Source organism: [Anoxybacillus] calidus (genome assembly GCF_013760845.1).
Classification (GTDB): domain Bacteria; phylum Bacillota; class Bacilli; order Bacillales; family Anoxybacillaceae; genus Paranoxybacillus; species Paranoxybacillus calidus.
In genome coordinates, this window is the sequence record NZ_JACDUU010000004.1 from 266,936 (window position 1) to 284,623 (window position 17,688).

Consider the following 17,688-nt stretch of genomic DNA (forward strand, 5'->3'; position numbering starts at 1 on the left):
TAACATGAAAGCAAAGTCATTTATTTTATCCCTTTTACTTGCGGGCTCTGCTTTTTTATACGGATGCAACGCTGAAACAAATAACGATGAGATAAAAAAATCAAATGACGCTTTAATGATTTATACGACTGTTTATCCATTGCAAGACTTCGCATCCAAAATCGGGGGAGAATACGTGAACGTACAAAGTGTTTATCCTCCGGGAGTGGATGCACATACGTTTGAACCGACAACAAAAACAATGCAAGAATTAGCTGATGCCGACGCATTTATTTATGTCGGTGAAGGAATGGAAGGTTTCGTTGATCAAGCGATTAAAACATTAAAAAATGAAGATGTAAAATTAGTCGAAAGCGCGAAAGGAATCGAGCTTCTCGATTCAACTCACCAACATCACGATGAAGAGGAACAAGACCATGACCATTCAGCAGACGCTCACGAACATGAAGGAACTCATGAAGACGAGCATCACCATGGCGATAAAGATCCACATGTTTGGTTAGATCCTGTGCTTTCGATTACGATTGCAGAAAATATTAAAAATGCGCTAGTAGAGTTAAAACCAGAAGCGAAAGACACATTTGAGAAAAATTTCACTGCCTTGAAAAAAGATTTAGAAGAACTCGATCAACAATTTCAAACAGCCGTGAAAGAAGCGTCTAAAAAAGAAATTCTTGTTTCCCATGCGGCATATGGTTATTGGGAAGAAAGATATGGGATCGAACAAATAAGCGTGGCCGGACTTTCGCCAACAAACGAACCTTCACAAAAAGAACTGGCGAACATTATTAAAACAGCCAAACAACACGACATTAAATATGTTCTCTTTGAACAAAACGTAACTCCGAAGGTGGCAGAAGTCGTCAAAAATGAAATTGGCGCTGAGGCCCTTCGCCTTCACAACTTAGAAGCACTAACAGATGAAGATGTTCAAAAGAATAAAAACTATATCACCATTATGAAGGAAAACTTGAAAGTGTTGAAAAAAGCATTAAACTAAAGAGGCTGACAATAATTCAGCCTCTTTTTATTATGCATTTTTCTTTTGACACCTACAGTTCCTTCCGTTCTTTTGAATACCTTATTCTAGACATACAGCTACTTCTCTGTTTGTTCAGTCATATCTTTATTCCTCTTTCCATCTAGATAAACAATGACCACGCAAGCAACCTTAACCAATATCTTCTATCTCATCTTGTTCGTGTCATATGAATAAAGTGATCAACCCTTACAAGGAAGTTTCCGTACCAATCACTTGCATTATTTCTTCTCTTTCTCATACAACTCAAACCATTGCATGCCTCAAATTTGAAAAGTTCTACTTAGCTATCCTTCTCTCCCCTCTATCTTACTTAAAACAAAAAAAGCTGTTGAAACCATGTCAACAGCTTTGGCATTATTTTTGTTTCATATTAAATTTTTGCATAAAGCGTTCTGCACGGCCACCGCGCTCAGCAAATTTTTGCTTACCTGTGTAGAATGGATGCGTATCAGAACTAATTTCTACTTTGATAAGCGGGTATGTATTTCCGTCTTCCCACTCGATGGTTTCATGCGACGTTTTTGTCGAACCACTTAGAAATTTATATCCGCTATTTACATCCATAAATACAACTTTTTGATAATTAGGGTGAATACCCGGCTTCATTTTCTCGTTATCCTCCTCAACCTTCATATTTAATCGTAATGATTACGATTTGCTCGGTAGTTCCATTCTACATGAAATGTAAATCACCTGTCAACGTTTCTGGCATACAAAAATCATCCGTGGTGACTCCGTTTCCTTGTATGTTTGACCGTCATAGTCTCCAAAAACATGTAAAATATGAAAACCATACTTAGCAAACATATCAGCCATTTTTTCTTTCGTATACAGTTTTACCTTTTCTTGATATCTTCTTTCGCCTTTTATGTCCTTCACAATAATGTTTTTTATGACTACGTTTTCGTTGATTTTTCTATATTGCATAATATCTAATCCATCTCTTTGTTCGCGAGAAAATGGAATTAATTTCTTCTTAAGATAGCCGGGATTTAAATAATCGAATAAAAAAATGCCTCCTCTTTTTAACGCATTGCTTATATTGCGAATCACAAGTTCATTTTCCTCATCTTTATCAAAATAACCAAAGCTTGTAAAAAGATTAACAACATAATCAAACTCTTCTCGAAATCGAATATGACGCATATCAGAATGAACATATTGAATATGATCCATCGGCTTGCTTTCAGCAATACGAAGCAATGTTTGCGACAGATCAACACCAACAACCTGCAGTCCTTTTTTGGCAAACCATCTGCTATGTCTTCCCTCACCGCAACATAAGTCCAATAATTTTTTACCAGGTTCAAAACCGATGATCTTATCAATTTTCTCTAGCTCTGCTGCAGCGAGTTCATCATTCCGATGCGCATAAATTTTGACATAATCTTCTTGAAAATGTTGCTCATACCACTGTTGCACACTCGACCCTCCTTAAACCACGGATCGTAATGGATACGTTTTGCAAAAGTATTTTAACAAGCAATATACAGCTTGTAAATTAGATTGCATTGAGAATATTTTTTGGAAAAATATAGATAATAAGGATAAATGATCAAACCAAAGAAAGGAATGTCTTATCATATGGATGATTTAGTCATCGCACGCAGCCTGTTTGGAACGACAATGGCCTTTCATATTATTTTTGCCACTTTAGGTGTGGGTATTCCGCTTATGGTGCTATTTGCTGAACTGCTTTATCAGAAAACAAAAGACCGCGATTATGCAGTGATGGCGAACCGTTGGACAAAAGGTTTAGCTGTTTTACTTGGTGTCGCGATTCCTTCCGGTACAATTGCCGGGGTTCAACTTTCTCTCTTATGGCCTGGGTTTATGGAGGTTATCGGAAGAGTAATGTCACTTCCCTTTCAAATTGAAATATACGCTTTCTTCGTTGAGGCATTATTTATGTCCATTTATGTCTATGCCGCTGATCGCATTTCAGCTTGGATGAGGATTTTAAGTGTTACCCTTGTAGCCATTGGCGCTAGCGCCTCAGCGATTTTAATTACAAATGTTCACGCTTTTGAAGGTACACCTGCAGGCTTTCGTATTGAAAATGGGGAAATTGTTGACGTAGACCCTTGGGCTGCCTTTTTTAATCCAAGCTTTTTTGTAGTGGCTGGACACGTCGTGGTTTCCGCTTTTATGACCGGCGCGTTTGTCATCGCTTCGATTGCGGCTTACAAAATGTTGCGTGAAAAAAATAATCAAAGAGTCTATCAATTTCATCGCAAAGCATTAATGCTCGGTCTTACGGTGGGAGGAATCTTTTCGATTCTGACAGCTTTAAATGGACACGAGTCCGCGCAGCTACTGCATGAATATCAGCCAGAAAAGCTTGCTGCGGCGGAAGGGTTGTTTGAAACACAATCTCATGCACCTCTTGCCATCGGCGGATATACGGACCGCGAAACACAATCCGTTAAATGGGCGATCGAAATTCCATGGGCGTTAAGTTTCCTTGCCGGCAACAGTTTTGATACGGTTGTAAGAGGACTAAACGATTTTCCTGAAGAATGGTGGCCGCCATTGTTTGTGCATACATTATTCAACGCCATGGTTGGAATCGGTTCATTGTTAATTCTTCTTTCGGGTATGGGATTTATTTGGAATAAAATCATGAAGCGAAATACGTTTCCTCGTCCGCTTATGTGGAGTTTTATCGCTGCTGGTCCGCTTTCCATACTTGCGATTGAATTCGGCTGGATTTTTGCCTGCACAGGAAGACAACCTTGGGTCATTTACCGAATGATGAAAACAGCAGATGCCGTGACACAAACAGGCAATTTAGCGATACTGTTCATCTTGTTTACCATTGTCTACGTTATATTAGGCATTTCTGTCGTTCTTGTATTAAGGTATTACTTTAATCGTCATCCTGTCATGAATGAGCTAGATAGTCATTCAAATGACAACTCAAGTAACTTTGCACAATAAGGGGTTTATAAAATATGACAAATGAATTAATTGCGATTACCGTACTATGGGGATTTATTTTCATCTATGCCGTCATGGCAACAATGGATTTTGGAGCTGGCTTTTGGTCAATGGTTTATATGAATCGGGAAAAGACGAAAGCGACCAATATTGCGAACCGCTATTTATCTCCTACATGGGAAGTAACGAATGTTTTTATTGTTGCGATTGTTGTGGCACTTTTTAGTTTTTTTCCTGGAGCAACCTTTCTTTTAGGAACAGTACTGCTTATTCCTGGAAGCATTATTTTACTTCTACTTGCCATTCGCAGCGCGTTTCTCGTTTTCGCGCATATTGCTAAAGAATACAAAAAGGCACTTACATACATTTCCGGAATTAGCGGCCTTATCATTCCCGCTTTGCTCATTAGTGTGTTGCCAATTACACATGGCGGATTTATCGAAACAGTTGACGGAGTGGCGAGACTGCGGATGGATAAGTTATTCACAAGTCCACACGAATATGCATTTATCGGCTTTGCGATTTCGAGTACGCTGTTTCTTTCTTCGTTGTTGCTTGCCGACTACTCAAACGTAGCCAATGAATTAGAAGCATATCAGATTTATCGCCGTGATGCTCTTGTTCTTGGCCCCATTTCGCTACTTATGGCATTGTTCATCATGCTAACAATGCAAAACGAAGCGACATGGCTATATGAGCAAATGATGAATTATTTACCTTGGATCATTGGCTCCATTGCCATGTTTTTTGTCGCTGGTATCGCTTTATTTTTGCCGTCAGCAAAACAGACAACTGTAAAAGGAAGACCACGCCTAGCAGTTGTTGCGATCGTTGTTCAATATTTCTTGGCAAGCTACGCCTACGGAAAAGCTCATTTGCCGTACATGATTTACCCAGACGTAACAATTCAATCAGGATTTACGCATCCAAACACATTTCGTGCACTCTTTACTTCGTACATTGTCGGCTTTGTCATTCTCTTTCCCGGCTTTGTCTACTTTTGGCGGCTGTTTATGAAAGACAAACGATATCTCCAGCAAAATGACCCATCATAAACTGGAAAACCAAAAGCCTCTTTGAAAGTTCCAAAGAGGCTTACTTTAACACTTTAAAGTAGTGGGGGTCAGACCCCTTATTAATTTTTTATAATCTTGTTCTGCAATCATAACAACACGGCATGTTCCATTTAATAAAGAATAAAACTCTATTTTTTCTGGAAGTTTTTGAAATACTTCCTTGCAAATAATAAGTACCGCTTGCTTATAACGATTTTGAAATTGTTCATCTTCTTCAAGCATAAACTTTCTAATCGTATAACCCTCGTTCTCTGAGTAACCAATGTCAATATCAAGGATGATTTTTTCTTTTAACTGCTTTGATACATATTCCATTCGCTCAAACAGCAGAAATGGACAACAATTTCCGTCACGCAACGGATGAAGAAACCGGAGAAGATGGTCAAGCATTTTAGCCAACACGATATAATAATGGGCTAATGAATCGAATAAATTTTCATCGATTCGTTTCCACGTTTGTTCCACTAGCTTCAATAATAAGGCTGCCGACCGTCGCGAAGGAGATGTTTGATAATATTTTGCAATAATCTTTTTCACCGCTGCTTCGACAGCTTGTTTCCAATTTTCATGAACTAGGCATCCTTCATCAATTGCGTTATGTAAATTTCTTTTCATGAAAATACCTCCACTAACAACCGCTTAATTCGCCTTCTTTTCCGTTTCCATTCTTTGAATGACTTGGTGAATTGAACTCCACGAACGTTTGACAAAATAAATCGGCTTTTCCTGATTTTTCGCTTTTTGTTTAATCACTTTTGCAAGGTTATGGTTAATGTAATCCGTCATTACAAAAATCATATCAATATGCTCAGGAATTTCCCTTTTAACCATATTCACTTTCCGACCATCTAAATGAATAATCTCTTTGAAACCAAAATTCATTAATTTATCTGTAATATTTCCTAAATGATCCGCTCCAACAACCAGTAAAGACGACATGTCTCTCCCTCCGTCATTCTTCAGTATTTGCTTTTATTCTAATTGAGAATGATTATCTTTGTCAACGAAAATGATAAACATTCTCATAAAAATTACTTATTGTTTCCGTTATAACTTTTTTTAAAACACGCAAACTAATGATGAATTCCACTTATAAACGGAGGGAATAAAAAATGGCAAAAGATGTGCTTTGTGAAGTAAAAAACTGTCAATATTGGGCACAAGGAAATAGATGCAGCGCTGAATCCATTTATGTTGTCAGCCACGCCGGAAAAATGGCGTCTGACTCATATGAAACAGACTGTAAAACATTCATTCCTAACACAGGAGCGTAAACCGGCATGATCCTTTGGCAGCTTATTTTTCGTTGCCAAAGGGTCACTGTACATAATCGGAAAAGGGGCAACGTGCGATGGTGAAAAAAGACAGCATAATCAAAGCCTTTAAAGAAGAAGTGAGACGTTCAAACCAAATGACATTCCCTATCTGCGTTGATTCGTTTACAAACTTGTGGCAATACGAATTCGGCACACTAGACGACTTACCGAAAGAAGTTGAAGATTTAGTCGCTTACCGAGCTATTGAATTAGGATTGATGGAATAACGAGTAAAACTCAATGGCAACTTTCATCATAAAAACTCAAAAAGGGGCTTTTTATCGATAAGTAACAGGGGCCGTTTTAAGGTACAGAAGTGTCATTTGACGTGCTCAATGACAAGGACTTTGGAATGTCAATTGACATGAATTAAGTCTAGTTTCCAATTAAAAAATGGCTGATCCAATTTTTGGGTCAGCCATTTTTTAATTGGAGCGTCCTGGTCATTCTGAATCATTTGGATTCACAATAGCGAAGTGTAAATGATCTTCCCACCTTCCGTTAATCTTCACGTTTTTCTTAGAAAGCCCCTCCTTATGAAATCCTGCCTTCTCCAAAACTCGAATCGACCCAATGTTATGTGGCATGACCCCTGCTTCAATTCTGTGTAACTTGAGAACCTCAAAGGCATAGTCAACAACCAGGCGCACAGCTTCAGTAGTATAGCCATGTCCGCTGTGCGAGCGATCTACGTAATAGCCTAGCCAACATGTCTGTAAAGGACCACGGACCACTTCAGTCAACTCAATGATACCAACTAGTTCATCAGTATCGACGAGGAAAATGCCGAACGTGTATTGCTCGTCTCTTTCCATCTTCGCCAAGCTGATTTGGATTCGATTTAACTGATATTCCTCCGTATAGAACTCCTCGGTCCTATCTGGCGTATACCGTTGCCAAAATTCTCGGTTTCTACGGTGCATCTCTGCCAATGGACCCACATCTGTATCCTTTAAAAATCGCAAATAGATTTTGTGCCCCGCCAATTTCATCTTTCCTCATCCCTTCTTCAACATATAAACACCACAGGAATCCTGTGATGGACGGAGTACTTCGTCTCATGAAAGTTGGCATTAGAAATGACACTTGAATCGTCATGAATTTGACACTCTCCATAAATTCCTTTCATCTTCTCATCTTCGAGATCGTTCAAACTTTCTCCTGCCAAAGTGAATGACTTTATTTGAAGAGCCTTGTAATGACAAGACAAATGCCTGTTTAGCACCTCAAAACGGAACCCGTTAATCGATGAGATGCCTCCTTTATTATCTAGTTTGTGGATCGTATTAAGCGTTTCCCACAAATGGATTCAGCCATTTCATAGACACATAATATAAAGCGATTCTTTTTATTTTGTCTCCCCGTTCTTTGGAATAAGTTCTGCCAATTTACGCCGCAGCAATTTTTTGGCAGCATTTCGCGGCAACTCTTCTACAAAATAAATCTGTTTTGGTACTTTATATTTTGCAAGCTTTTCTTTACAAAAATCGATTAATTCCTCTGCTGTTACTGCACATCCCTCTTGCAGTTTCACGAACGCACAAGGCACTTGTCCCCATTTTTCATCGGCCATTCCCGTCACTCCCGCTTCCGCTACCGCTTTATGCGAAAGCAGAACCGCTTCAATCTCCGCCGGATAAATGTTTTCTCCGCCTGAAATGATTAAATCCGAACGACGGTCTAACACATAAAGAAATCCTTCTTCATCCACATAACCAATATCTCCGGTGTAAAACCATCCGTCTTTGATTGCTTGCTTTGTAGCATCCGGGCGATTTAAATATCCTTTTGTAATGTTCGGTCCTTTGACAACAATTTCTCCCGGTTCATTCGGGCGCGCGATTTGACCATTATTTTCGATACGAATTTGCGCCGGAAACAGCGGTTTTCCTGCCGAACCGAGCTTTGTAAAACTGTATTCCGGTGCAAGTGTTACGATTTGTGATGCGGTTTCCGTCATACCGTATGTTTGATAGACGGGGATTCCTTTATTACGGCACGCCTCTAAAAGCGGTTTTGGCGCAGGTCCACCGCCCAACAACATGCAGCGAAACGTATCAGGATATGTACGTTCGCCAAGCTCTGAAAGCATTTGCTGGAGCATTGTGCTTACAACGGACATGATTGTCGCTTTTCCTTGAATAAGGATATCGTTCGCTTGTTTAGCGTCAAATCCGTTCATTATGTACACGCTCATTCCGTAAATGACGCTTCTCATTAAGATCGAAAGTCCGCTAATATGAAAAAACGGAACGGCCGCAAGCCAACAGTCTGTTTCCCTCAATCCTAAATTCAATGCCGAACCTACGGCGCTCCACCAATGGTTTCCGTACGTTTGTAGCACTCCTTTCGGCTTTCCTGTCGTGCCTGACGTATACATGATTGTTGCTGTATCATCTAAATGATATTCATGTTGCAGTCGGCATTCTTGTTCCGGCAAGAAGAAAAGTTCGCTTATTTTTACCATCCGAATATATGAAAAATCGTTTATTCGCTCTACCATCTCATCATCAACGAGTAAATATTTCGCTTGGCTATCTTGCAATTGCCAAGCCAATTCCCTCGAAGTTAACCTTGTGTTTTGCAGCAAAACAATCGCACCAATATAATGAAGCGCATGGATGACTTCAATCATGTCAATGCTATTTTTCATTAATAAGGCCACGATATCGCCTTTGGAAATCCCTAAGCCAGCCAGCTGCCGCGCCCTTTTTAAAGCCGCGTTGTGCAGCTCAGAAAAAGTCTTTTTTTCACCATCATATTGAACCGCGATACGGTCGGGCGTTAAAAACGCTCGCTGCATTAACCAGTTAGGCATCGATATATTCATCAAAATCCCTCCTTTTTTCGATACAAAGAAACAGCTTGATGGAAACCATCAAGCTGTTTTTACAAAATGAAGAAAGTAACAAATACAGAGCGAATTGTGACCCCTCTAGCGCATGTCGGCGATCAAGCACAAGCCGTTTCCGCTTTTCTTATTTGTCTAGCTCCAGCGCCTAGCTCTCTTGTGCCAAATAACCTTCCCCCTCGAAGTGACAAGCACTTCTGCGAGTGAAGAACATTTGGCTTCGAGAACCAATTGCGGCGCTTCCACTTTTCTTATTGTCTAGCTCGCCTCGCAACGCCTAGTGGAAAATAACCTTCCTCCGTCGAAATGCAAGCATTTCTTGTCGGAAGAACATTTTCCTTACAGCGTTAAGCGCTCGGCTCCGCTTTTCTTATTTGTCTAGCTCCAGCGCCTAGCTCTCTTGCGCCAAATAACCTTCGCCCTTGAGGTGATAAACACCTCAGCGTGCGAAGAACATTTGGCTTCGAGAGCTGATCGCGGCGCTTCCGCTTTTCTTACGGAAAGCGCGGGAATTGTTTGAAGTTTGGCTTGCGCTTTTCTTTAAACGCGTCACGTCCTTCTTTCGCTTCATCAGTTGTGTAGTAAAGCAATGTTGCGTCTCCGGCAAGCTGCTGAATGCCCGCTAAACCATCTGTATCCGCATTAAATGCAGCTTTTAAGAAGCGGATTGCCGTTGGGCTTTTCTCAAGAATTTCTTGTGCCCATTTCACCGTTTCTTCTTCTAGCTGTTCTAATGGCACAACTTTGTTCACAAGCCCCATTTCCAACGCTTCTTGTGCATTGTATTGACGGCATAAATACCAAATTTCACGCGCCTTTTTATGACCAACAATGCGCGCTAAATAGCCAGCACCGTATCCTCCGTCAAAGCTTCCTACTTTTGGTCCTGTCTGTCCGAAAATTGCGTTGTCCGCAGCAATCGTTAAATCGCAAACAACGTGTAAAACGTGACCGCCACCGATCGCATATCCGGCAACCATGGCAATTACCGGTTTTGGGATAACGCGGATTAAACGTTGCAAGTCTAATACGTTAAGACGAGGGATTTGGTCTTCACCAACATAACCACCATGACCGCGCACTTTTTGGTCGCCGCCGGAGCAAAACGCTTTTCCGCCTGCGCCTGTTAAGATGATAACACCAATGTTTGCATCATCACGTGCGTAAGAAAACGCATCAATCAATTCCATAACCGTTTTCGGCCGGAACGCATTATGTACTTCCGGACGGTTAATTGTAATCTTGGCGATGCCATTGTATGTTTCATATAAAATATCTTCATACTGTCTTTCGGCTACCCATTCAATTGCCACAAGCTTGTCCTCCTTTATATAAACTCATCTACTATTTTAACAAAAATCTCCGGTTGTTCCACATGAATTGCATGTCCGCTGTCAGAAATTTTCGAAACAACCGCATTTGGCATCAAACGCGCCATTTCCGAAGCAATCTGACAAAACTTTTCATCTAACTCCCCGCATATAAGCAACGTCGGTATTGTCACTTCAGAAAGTCGATCCCACCATGATGGTTGTTTTCCCGTTCCCATGCCGCGTAAACTGTTGGCTAATCCCTTTGCATTATTCCGTAAACGCTCTGTCCGAATACACTCCTGCACGATTGGCGGCAGCCTTTTTTGCGTAGCAAATAACGGGATATTCTCCCACTTTTCAATGAAATGTTTTACACCATATGTTTCAATTTCGAGAGCGAGTGCCTCATCGCTCTTTATGCGCGCACGCCGTTCCTCATCGCTCTTTAACCCTGGAGAACTGCTTTCTAAAATTAATTTATTTACCCGATGTGAATAAAGAACCGCAAATGTTAAAGCAAGTCTGCCTCCCATTGAATAACCTAATACATTTACTTTTTCTATATGTAGTTGTTTTAGAATTTCTTCTAAATCAGCAGCTACATGTTCGATTTCATAGCGCTTAGAATCATGCGGCGAATCGCTTAAACCATGCCCAATGATATCAATCATAATCAGTTTTCGCTGATGTTGCCATTTCGGTACGAGCCATTTCCACGATTCTACACTTCCTGTAAAACCGTGTAGCAATAAAAGCGGGTCGCCATGTCCGTAAATCTCTACATGATAAGCAACGCCATTAGCGACAATTTTCATACGTTTCTCCCTTTTTGCAGCAATTTCGATATTTCCAGGGAAACATTTTCCCACAAATGGCGATGTTTTTTGACATTTTCTTGTCTTGATGTACATACTTCGATGACATGCAGCCCCGCTGTTGAAAAGGAGTTTGCGACACTTTCTCGAAATTTGTCCCATGAATCTGCTTTTGTATAATTTCCATCATACATGCGTACGACATGTTCAAATTGTAAATTCGTCGGTGTGCCAAATAGTGATTCAAAATGTTTTTCTTGTTTTGCCTGTGGCAAAAACGAGAAAATTCCGCCGCCATTATTATTGATGACAATAATAGTTGCATTTAATTGGTGCAATTTCGCAGCCAGCAAACCGTTTAAATCATGATAAAACGACAAATCACCAATAACAAGCACAAGAGGATCGCCTGTCACACTGGCTCCTAATGCGCTCGAAACAACCCCATCAATTCCATTCGCACCGCGGTTTGCCATCACGCGAATATTTTTATCAGTTGCCATAAAAAATGTATCTGCATCGCGAATTGGCATACTGTTTCCGACAAATAAAATCGATTTTTCCGGGAGTAGCTGTGCTAGTTCAATAAATACTTTTCCTTCAAACATCTCTTCGTCTTTGCCCGCTTCAAGCAATGCCGTTTTAGCCATTTTATTGACATCCTGCCACAGTTTTGCCCAATGACTTTGTTTCTTTTTTGGTTGTGCTAATTCAACTAATCGGTTACAAAAATCGGTTTCATCACAATGAATCATGTAGGAAGCATTAAGCGTTGGTTCACGCCAGCCTCCATCACCATCAACGACGATTTGCTGAATTGCTGGATTGTTTTTTAACATTAATGTTAACGGTTTTGAAACGGGCATGGCACCAAAGCGAATAATCACTTCCGGCATCAATGTACGCATCGCTGCTTCGGTTTTCAAAATGGCATCATAACTTTCAACAATACACTCCTTTGAATGTGTTCCACTGCGAAGGTGGGAGAGAGGATCAGCTAAAATTGGATAGTTGAGTGCTTCCGCAAGCTTTACGACCGCTTCAGCAAAGTGAGGCTTGTCTATCTCACCACAAATAATCAGCCCTTTTTCAATCCCATCAAGCCGCTCGTAAATGAATTGGAACTGCTCTAGTTCAAGCGTTCTTTTCCCAATGGAAACTTGAATATAAGAAGGCTCCTTCCGCTCAATTTGTGCCCATGTTTGTTCTGTTACATTCGGAACGAGAGGCTCGCGCAGTGGAAAGTTTAAATGCACCGGTCCTGCTGGAGCAGTCATTGCTGTTGCCGCCGCTCTTGCTGCTATTGTCCGTGCATAGCGAAGCATTTCTTTCGAGCCTTCAGGTAATGCCATTTCCACGAACCATTTTGCATGTTTCCCGTATATATTTAATTGGTCAATCGCTTGCGGTGCTCCCACATCACGAAGCTCATGCGGACGATCTGCTGTTAAAACAATGAGCGGAACACGCGCATAATAGGCTTCCACAACAGCAGGCAAATAGTTAGCAACAGCCGTTCCCGATGTACAAAGAAGCGCAACCGGCTTCCGTTTTGCCTTTGCCATTCCAAGCGCAAAAAAAGCGGCAGAACGCTCATCAATATTCATATGAACTTTTATGTCTGGATGTTCTGCCATCACAATTGCAAAAGGGGTAGAACGTGACCCAGGACTAACAATCACATCGGTGATGCCTACTTTTGTCAACTCATCGACAAAAGCGGATACATACAATGTCAAATGGTCATTATTCATTTTCGCTTCCCCCTAACGCCGATAGCATCGGCTTAAACTTTACTCTCGTTTCTTCATATTCGCTGAGTGGGTCCGAATCCCCAACAACACCACAACCGGCAAAAATCGAAACTTCATTTCCTTGCAAAAGCCCAGAGCGAATCGCTACAGCGAATTCACCATTTCCCTTTGCATCTAGCCAACCAATTGGAGAGGCATACCAGCCCCGGTCAAGCGGTTCAATTTCTCGAATCTTTCGAAGTGCCTTACTCCGTGGAGTACCGCCTAAAGCTGGAGTAGGATGCAATCGCTCCACAAGAGACAGAAGCGAAATGGGTTGTCGGCTGAAGCCTTTTACCGGTGTATACAAATGTTGTATATCTCTCATTTTCAATAATGAAGGTTGATCTGGAATGATTACTTCGTCACATACCTCCAGCATCGCTTCCCTTATCATATCCACTACAAACCGATGCTCATGAAGGTTTTTTGAATCTTGAAGCAGCCAGTTGCCAAGTTCTTTATCTTCTTTTAATGTCTTTCCTCTTCGAATCGAACCTGCAAGACATGTCGAATAGCACATATCATCGTCTTTTTTGACAAGCTGTTCAGGAGAAGCACCAAGAAAACAATCGCTCCCGTTTTCAAAAGCAAATACATAACTAAACGGCTGCTGTTCGCGAAGCCTTTTTAATACAACTGTCGGATTGATTCGTTTATCAAACAATAGACGTGCTTCACGAGCTAATACAACTTTTCCAAGTTCCCCGTTGCGAATATCAGAAGTTGCTTTTGCTACTGCTGTCAGCCATTCATCCTTCTCTATTTCAAAAATCTTTACACATGTCGCATTATGCTCATATTGGACCGTCTTTTCTTGCTGCAATAAAGCCAACATCTGTTCAATTCTCAGCAATTCTTCTTCGTTATTTTTGGATGGAATCGTAATCGTAATCGAGCTGTCTCCCTTCACAATGGATAACAGCATCATCGGAATAATCATTTTCGCTTCAGGAAAGTTTACCCATCTTTTGGTTTTTGCTTTTAACGGATCAAAAGAAAATCCACCAAATAATAAAGGACCTCGTCCCTTTTGGTCAAACATCACCTGTTTAATAAAACGCTTCCATTCATGTTCAACCTCCATGAAACGATTTTCATGATGCGAAACTTCAATCGAATAGGCGCACCCCAATCCAACATAAACCGCTTCATTAGCAGGATCCGACCAAAAAAAACGTTGTCCAAGCGAAAATTCTTCTCCTAAATGAAAAAAACGAAGAGGATCGATATTGTCCGTTTTTTCATTTACACTAATAAACGATGTGTTGGTATTTGCCGTTTTCATCATCATATGTAATTGTTCTTGAATTTTATTTTGATATAAAGTAACCACCGTAATCCCGCTTTCTTCCGTACTAAACTTTTTCCAAACGAAAAATAACCCATCTTAAGATACAATGCTGGAAAAACAGTGTCAACATGGCCAGCATAATGAGGAAATATCTCTATTTTCATTATAATATTCCTTTATATAGATAGGAAATAATTTATACACTATTTAAAACGGAAAAAGATTGACACCTTTTTTCCCTTTACCTACACTTATTTTGAGCGTTTTTTTCAAGCTCACTTTTACTTTATCCTAATGTGAGGGGTATGATTATGATATCACCATTGCGGTCTCAATCCGAGCCTTCGACAGTAAAATATAAAAGAGATTGGCGCGTTTGGTGGAGGCTTCTTCGTCCACATACATTAACAGCTGCTTTTGTCCCTGTTTCTATCGGTACAGCACTAGCCATTCATGTAACAAATATCAATATTCTACTATTTGCTGCTATGCTTATTGCTTCTTTATTAATCCAAGCTGCGACGAACATGTTTAACGAATATTATGACTATAAACGTGGATTAGATAATGCTGAATCTGTCGGAATTGGCGGTGCCATTGTCCGTGACGGCATTCGACCAAAAACCGTTCTTTTGCTTGCACTTTCCTTTTTTGGCATAGCAATGCTGCTCGGCATTTATATTTGCATCAATAGCAGCTGGTGGCTGGCTTTAATTGGTACAATTTGCATGGCTGCTGGATATTTTTATACAGGCGGCCCTGTTCCGATCGCCTATACACCGTTTGGTGAACTGGCAGCCGGCTTTTTCATGGGGGTCATTATCATTTTAATTTCATTCTTTATTCAAACAGGAGAAATAACATCGCTTCCTGTACTTGTCTCCATTCCCATTGCGATTTTAGTCGGAGCAATTTTGTTGGCCAATAATATTCGCGACCTTGACGGCGACAAAAAAAATGGCCGAAAAACTCTGGCTATTTTGGTTGGACGTACAAACGCCATTCGCATTCTTGCAGGTATGTTTGTCGTTTCATTTATATGGATGATTGGTTTAGTCATGATGAAGATGGTTTCTCCATGGACATTGATTGTATTTTTAAGCGTACCTAAAGCGATTGCCGCTGCAAAAGGATTTATCGGTAAAACAAAACCAATTGAAATGATGCCAGCAATGAAAGCAACAGCACAAACGAATACACAATTCGGCTTTTTATTAGCAATCGGTTTGTTAATTAGCTATTGGTTTTAAAGAGGCTGACCCGATAAGTGTCTAACCTCACGCATAACTCACAATATATAGCATTTTTATCCATTGTTATGTTCTATATATGATGGTTATGGGGGCTGACACTTACATTTGGTCAACCTCTTTTCTTTTTGCTTATGTTTTCTTTTTTTCGGCGAATAATACATCATATAGATTCTTACTTTAAGGAAGGAGAAGACACTCATGTTAACAAAACAACAATTATCGACCTTCCGTAGCAGACTGCTAGAGGAAAAAAAGGAAATAGAAGAACGTTTAATGGCCAATGATCACTTTGGTAAAGAGAGAAGTCACGCTCACGACGCAGTCGGTGAATTATCGAGTATAGATAATCATCCAGGCGATGAAGGCACGGAATTATATGAGCGGGAAAAAGATATAGCTTTAAATGAGCATGCAGAAAAGGAACTAAAAGATATTGAACACGCCCTTCAAGCGATGGAAAACGGAACATATGGAATATGTGAAGTATGCGGACAAGACATCCCATCCGAGCGATTGGAAGCATTACCGACAACAACATTTTGTAAAGAACATAGCCCCGACCAAATTGTCTCCCATCAACGTCCACTCGAAGAAGGAGTATTAATGCCTCCTTTCGGTAAATTTGATTTTGATGACCGAGATGCGGAAGTGTATGATGCTGAAGACACTTGGCAGGATGTCGCCCGCTTTGGCACATCGGAAACACCGTCTGACTTAGGAAACAATGTTGATCATTATAACGATGTTTATGTGGAATCAGAGGAAAATATTGGTTATGTGGAGGACTTAGAAAATTTCGCTGCCGTTGATATTTACGGAAAAGAGGTAACGATTTATCCAAATATGCAGCATGAACAGTTTGAAAAAGCCCTTGATGAAGAAGGAATCATGTCTAACATCGGCGATTTACCTGCATATGAAAAAGACCCTTATACAGAAGAAAAAGCCAAAAGAAGACATTAATTGATGTAAAGACCATCAAGCTGTTGAAAAACAGCAGCAATGGTCTTTCTTATTTTTGAAACCAGGAGGGATGATCCCCCGTATATAGAATATATAAATTACAGAAAGCTAAATAGAGGTGAAATGAATGAATGCACATGAAATTGATTATAAACTGTATGGCGATGATATGCAGTTTGTCGAAATTGAATTAGATCCGCAGGAAAGCGTTATTGCAGAAGCTGGCGGGATGATGATGATGGAAGACGGCATCGACATGGAAACAATTTTTGGTGATGGAACAAATTCCGGTAAAGGCTTTTTTGGCAAGCTCGTTGGTGCCGGCAAACGTCTTTTAACAGGCGAAAGCTTATTTATGACTGTTTTTACTAATAACGGGCCTGGAAAACGGCGCGTTTCCTTTGCTGCTCCTTATCCTGGAAAAATTATTCCGATGGATTTAAGCGAACTTGGCGGAAAAGTCATTTGTCAAAAAGACTCGTTCCTTTGCGCAGCAAAAGGAGTTTCTGTAGGAATTGATTTTCAACGAAAGCTTGGCACTGGTTTCTTTGGTGGAGAAGGCTTTATTATGCAAAAACTTGAAGGAGACGGACTCGCCTTTTTACATGCTGGTGGAACGATTTACAAACGGGAACTTCAGCCAGGTGAAAAACTGCGAATCGACACAGGCTGCTTAGTGGCGATGACAAAAGAAGTAAATTACGATATTGAATATGTTGGGAAAATTAAGACGGCCTTTTTCGGCGGGGAAGGCTTATTCTTTGCAACATTAACAGGGCCTGGGACTGTCTGGGTGCAGTCGCTCCCGTTTAGTCGCCTTGCTGATCGTATTATTGCAGCAGCACCAGCTACAGGAAACCGTTCAGTTGGCGAAGGAAGCATACTAGGAACAATCGGCGATTTGCTAAATGGAGATGATTAATAATAAAAAAGGCTGACCTAATGCGAAGTGTCAGACCCCACAACATGATTGTATAGGACATAGCATTAGATAAATGAACGATATATTGTAGATTACACGTGAGGTCAGAC

General features: G+C 40.6%; 19 protein-coding genes. 8 read left to right on the forward strand and 11 right to left on the reverse strand.

Translation table 11 applies throughout. The features are described 5' to 3' along the window. Nucleotides 1–4: 4 nt before the first annotated feature. Nucleotides 5–1,000, forward strand: coding sequence for a metal ABC transporter substrate-binding protein (locus tag HNQ85_RS10265; RefSeq protein WP_181537654.1), 996 nt, complete (start codon nt 5–7; stop codon nt 998–1,000). A 396-nt stretch (nt 1,001–1,396) separates the two neighbouring features. On the opposite strand, the gene HNQ85_RS10270 is transcribed toward HNQ85_RS10265, so the two are convergent. Both HNQ85_RS10270 and HNQ85_RS10275 read right to left on the reverse strand, forming a co-directional pair. Then, a complete protein-coding gene (locus HNQ85_RS10270; protein ID WP_181537655.1) occupies nt 1,397–1,648 on the reverse strand; it encodes a type B 50S ribosomal protein L31 in 252 nt (83 codons plus the stop codon). 90 nt (nt 1,649–1,738) lie between these two features. Beyond that, nucleotides 1,739–2,464: a methyltransferase domain-containing protein gene (locus tag HNQ85_RS10275; protein WP_181537656.1), complete on the reverse strand. Its 726-nt coding sequence runs from the start codon at nt 2,462–2,464 to the stop codon at nt 1,739–1,741. Between the two features lie 162 nt (nt 2,465–2,626). On the opposite strand from HNQ85_RS10275, the gene HNQ85_RS10280 reads away from it, so the two are divergent. Together HNQ85_RS10280 and HNQ85_RS10285 are read left to right on the forward strand one after the other, a co-directional pair. After that, on the forward strand, nt 2,627–3,982 hold the full coding sequence (locus HNQ85_RS10280) for a cytochrome ubiquinol oxidase subunit I (RefSeq protein ID WP_181537657.1): 1,356 nt from the start codon (nt 2,627–2,629) through the stop codon (nt 3,980–3,982). Nucleotides 3,983–3,996: 14 nt separating this feature from the next. After that, the gene (locus HNQ85_RS10285; RefSeq protein ID WP_181537658.1) at nt 3,997–5,037 is read left to right on the forward strand and encodes a cytochrome d ubiquinol oxidase subunit II; all 1,041 of its coding nucleotides are present in this window, start codon (nt 3,997–3,999) and stop codon (nt 5,035–5,037) included. A gap of 45 nt (nt 5,038–5,082) precedes the next feature. Here the strand turns inward: HNQ85_RS10285 and HNQ85_RS10290 are convergent, their stop codons facing one another. Beyond that, the gene (locus HNQ85_RS10290; RefSeq protein WP_181537659.1) at nt 5,083–5,673 is read right to left on the reverse strand and encodes a hypothetical protein; all 591 of its coding nucleotides are present in this window, start codon (nt 5,671–5,673) and stop codon (nt 5,083–5,085) included. A gap of 24 nt (nt 5,674–5,697) precedes the next feature. Then, nucleotides 5,698–5,997, reverse strand: a complete 300-nt coding sequence (locus HNQ85_RS10295) for a DUF2325 domain-containing protein (protein WP_181537660.1) — start codon at nt 5,995–5,997, stop codon at nt 5,698–5,700. Nucleotides 5,998–6,170: 173 nt separating this feature from the next. Between HNQ85_RS10295 and HNQ85_RS10300 the strand changes: the two genes are divergently transcribed. Further along, complete coding sequence (locus HNQ85_RS10300) at nt 6,171–6,332, forward strand: DUF1540 domain-containing protein (RefSeq protein WP_181537661.1); 162 nt, start codon at nt 6,171–6,173, stop codon at nt 6,330–6,332. A gap of 77 nt (nt 6,333–6,409) precedes the next feature. Further along, nucleotides 6,410–6,601: a hypothetical protein gene (locus tag HNQ85_RS10305; protein WP_181537662.1), complete on the forward strand. Its 192-nt coding sequence runs from the start codon at nt 6,410–6,412 to the stop codon at nt 6,599–6,601. Between the two features lie 216 nt (nt 6,602–6,817). On the opposite strand, the gene HNQ85_RS10310 is transcribed toward HNQ85_RS10305, so the two are convergent. The 7 genes from HNQ85_RS10310 to HNQ85_RS10340 all read right to left on the reverse strand — a co-directional run bounded on the left by HNQ85_RS10310 (nt 6,818) and on the right by HNQ85_RS10340 (nt 14,482). Further along, nucleotides 6,818–7,366, reverse strand: a complete 549-nt coding sequence (locus HNQ85_RS10310; RefSeq protein WP_181537663.1) for a GNAT family N-acetyltransferase — start codon at nt 7,364–7,366, stop codon at nt 6,818–6,820. After that, entirely contained in the window at nt 7,287–7,472 is a 186-nt protein-coding gene (locus HNQ85_RS10315; protein ID WP_181537691.1) for a hypothetical protein, read from the reverse strand. Before HNQ85_RS10315 ends, HNQ85_RS10310 begins: the two co-directional genes overlap by 80 nt. Nucleotides 7,473–7,722: 250 nt before the next feature. Continuing rightward, the gene (locus tag HNQ85_RS10320) at nt 7,723–9,204 is read right to left on the reverse strand and encodes an o-succinylbenzoate--CoA ligase (protein ID WP_181537664.1); all 1,482 of its coding nucleotides are present in this window, start codon (nt 9,202–9,204) and stop codon (nt 7,723–7,725) included. A 515-nt stretch (nt 9,205–9,719) separates the two neighbouring features. After that, nucleotides 9,720–10,538 (reverse strand): 1,4-dihydroxy-2-naphthoyl-CoA synthase, encoded by an 819-nt coding sequence (menB, locus tag HNQ85_RS10325; protein WP_111644348.1) that lies wholly within the window; start codon nt 10,536–10,538, stop codon nt 9,720–9,722. A 14-nt stretch (nt 10,539–10,552) separates the two neighbouring features. Further along, nucleotides 10,553–11,353 carry a 2-succinyl-6-hydroxy-2,4-cyclohexadiene-1-carboxylate synthase gene (gene menH, locus HNQ85_RS10330; protein WP_181537665.1) on the reverse strand — a complete coding sequence of 267 codons (801 nt, stop codon included), beginning with the start codon at nt 11,351–11,353 and terminating at the stop codon, nt 10,553–10,555. Beyond that, complete coding sequence (gene menD / locus HNQ85_RS10335) at nt 11,350–13,107, reverse strand: 2-succinyl-5-enolpyruvyl-6-hydroxy-3-cyclohexene-1-carboxylic-acid synthase (protein ID WP_181537666.1); 1,758 nt, start codon at nt 13,105–13,107, stop codon at nt 11,350–11,352. The genes menH and menD overlap by 4 nt, the downstream gene beginning before the upstream one ends. After that, nucleotides 13,100–14,482: an isochorismate synthase gene (locus HNQ85_RS10340; RefSeq protein ID WP_181537667.1), complete on the reverse strand. Its 1,383-nt coding sequence runs from the start codon at nt 14,480–14,482 to the stop codon at nt 13,100–13,102. The genes menD and HNQ85_RS10340 overlap by 8 nt, the downstream gene beginning before the upstream one ends. Nucleotides 14,483–14,751: 269 nt before the next feature. On the opposite strand from HNQ85_RS10340, the gene HNQ85_RS10345 reads away from it, so the two are divergent. The 3 genes from HNQ85_RS10345 (at nt 14,752) to HNQ85_RS10355 (ending at nt 17,578) form a co-directional block, all read left to right on the forward strand. Further along, a complete protein-coding gene (locus HNQ85_RS10345) occupies nt 14,752–15,690 on the forward strand; it encodes a 1,4-dihydroxy-2-naphthoate polyprenyltransferase (RefSeq protein WP_181537668.1) in 939 nt (312 codons plus the stop codon). Nucleotides 15,691–15,891: 201 nt separating this feature from the next. After that, the gene (locus HNQ85_RS10350) at nt 15,892–16,656 is read left to right on the forward strand and encodes a yteA family sporulation protein (RefSeq protein ID WP_181537669.1); all 765 of its coding nucleotides are present in this window, start codon (nt 15,892–15,894) and stop codon (nt 16,654–16,656) included. Nucleotides 16,657–16,783: 127 nt separating this feature from the next. After that, entirely contained in the window at nt 16,784–17,578 is a 795-nt protein-coding gene (locus HNQ85_RS10355; protein ID WP_181537670.1) for a TIGR00266 family protein, read from the forward strand. Nucleotides 17,579–17,688 lie beyond the last annotated feature (110 nt).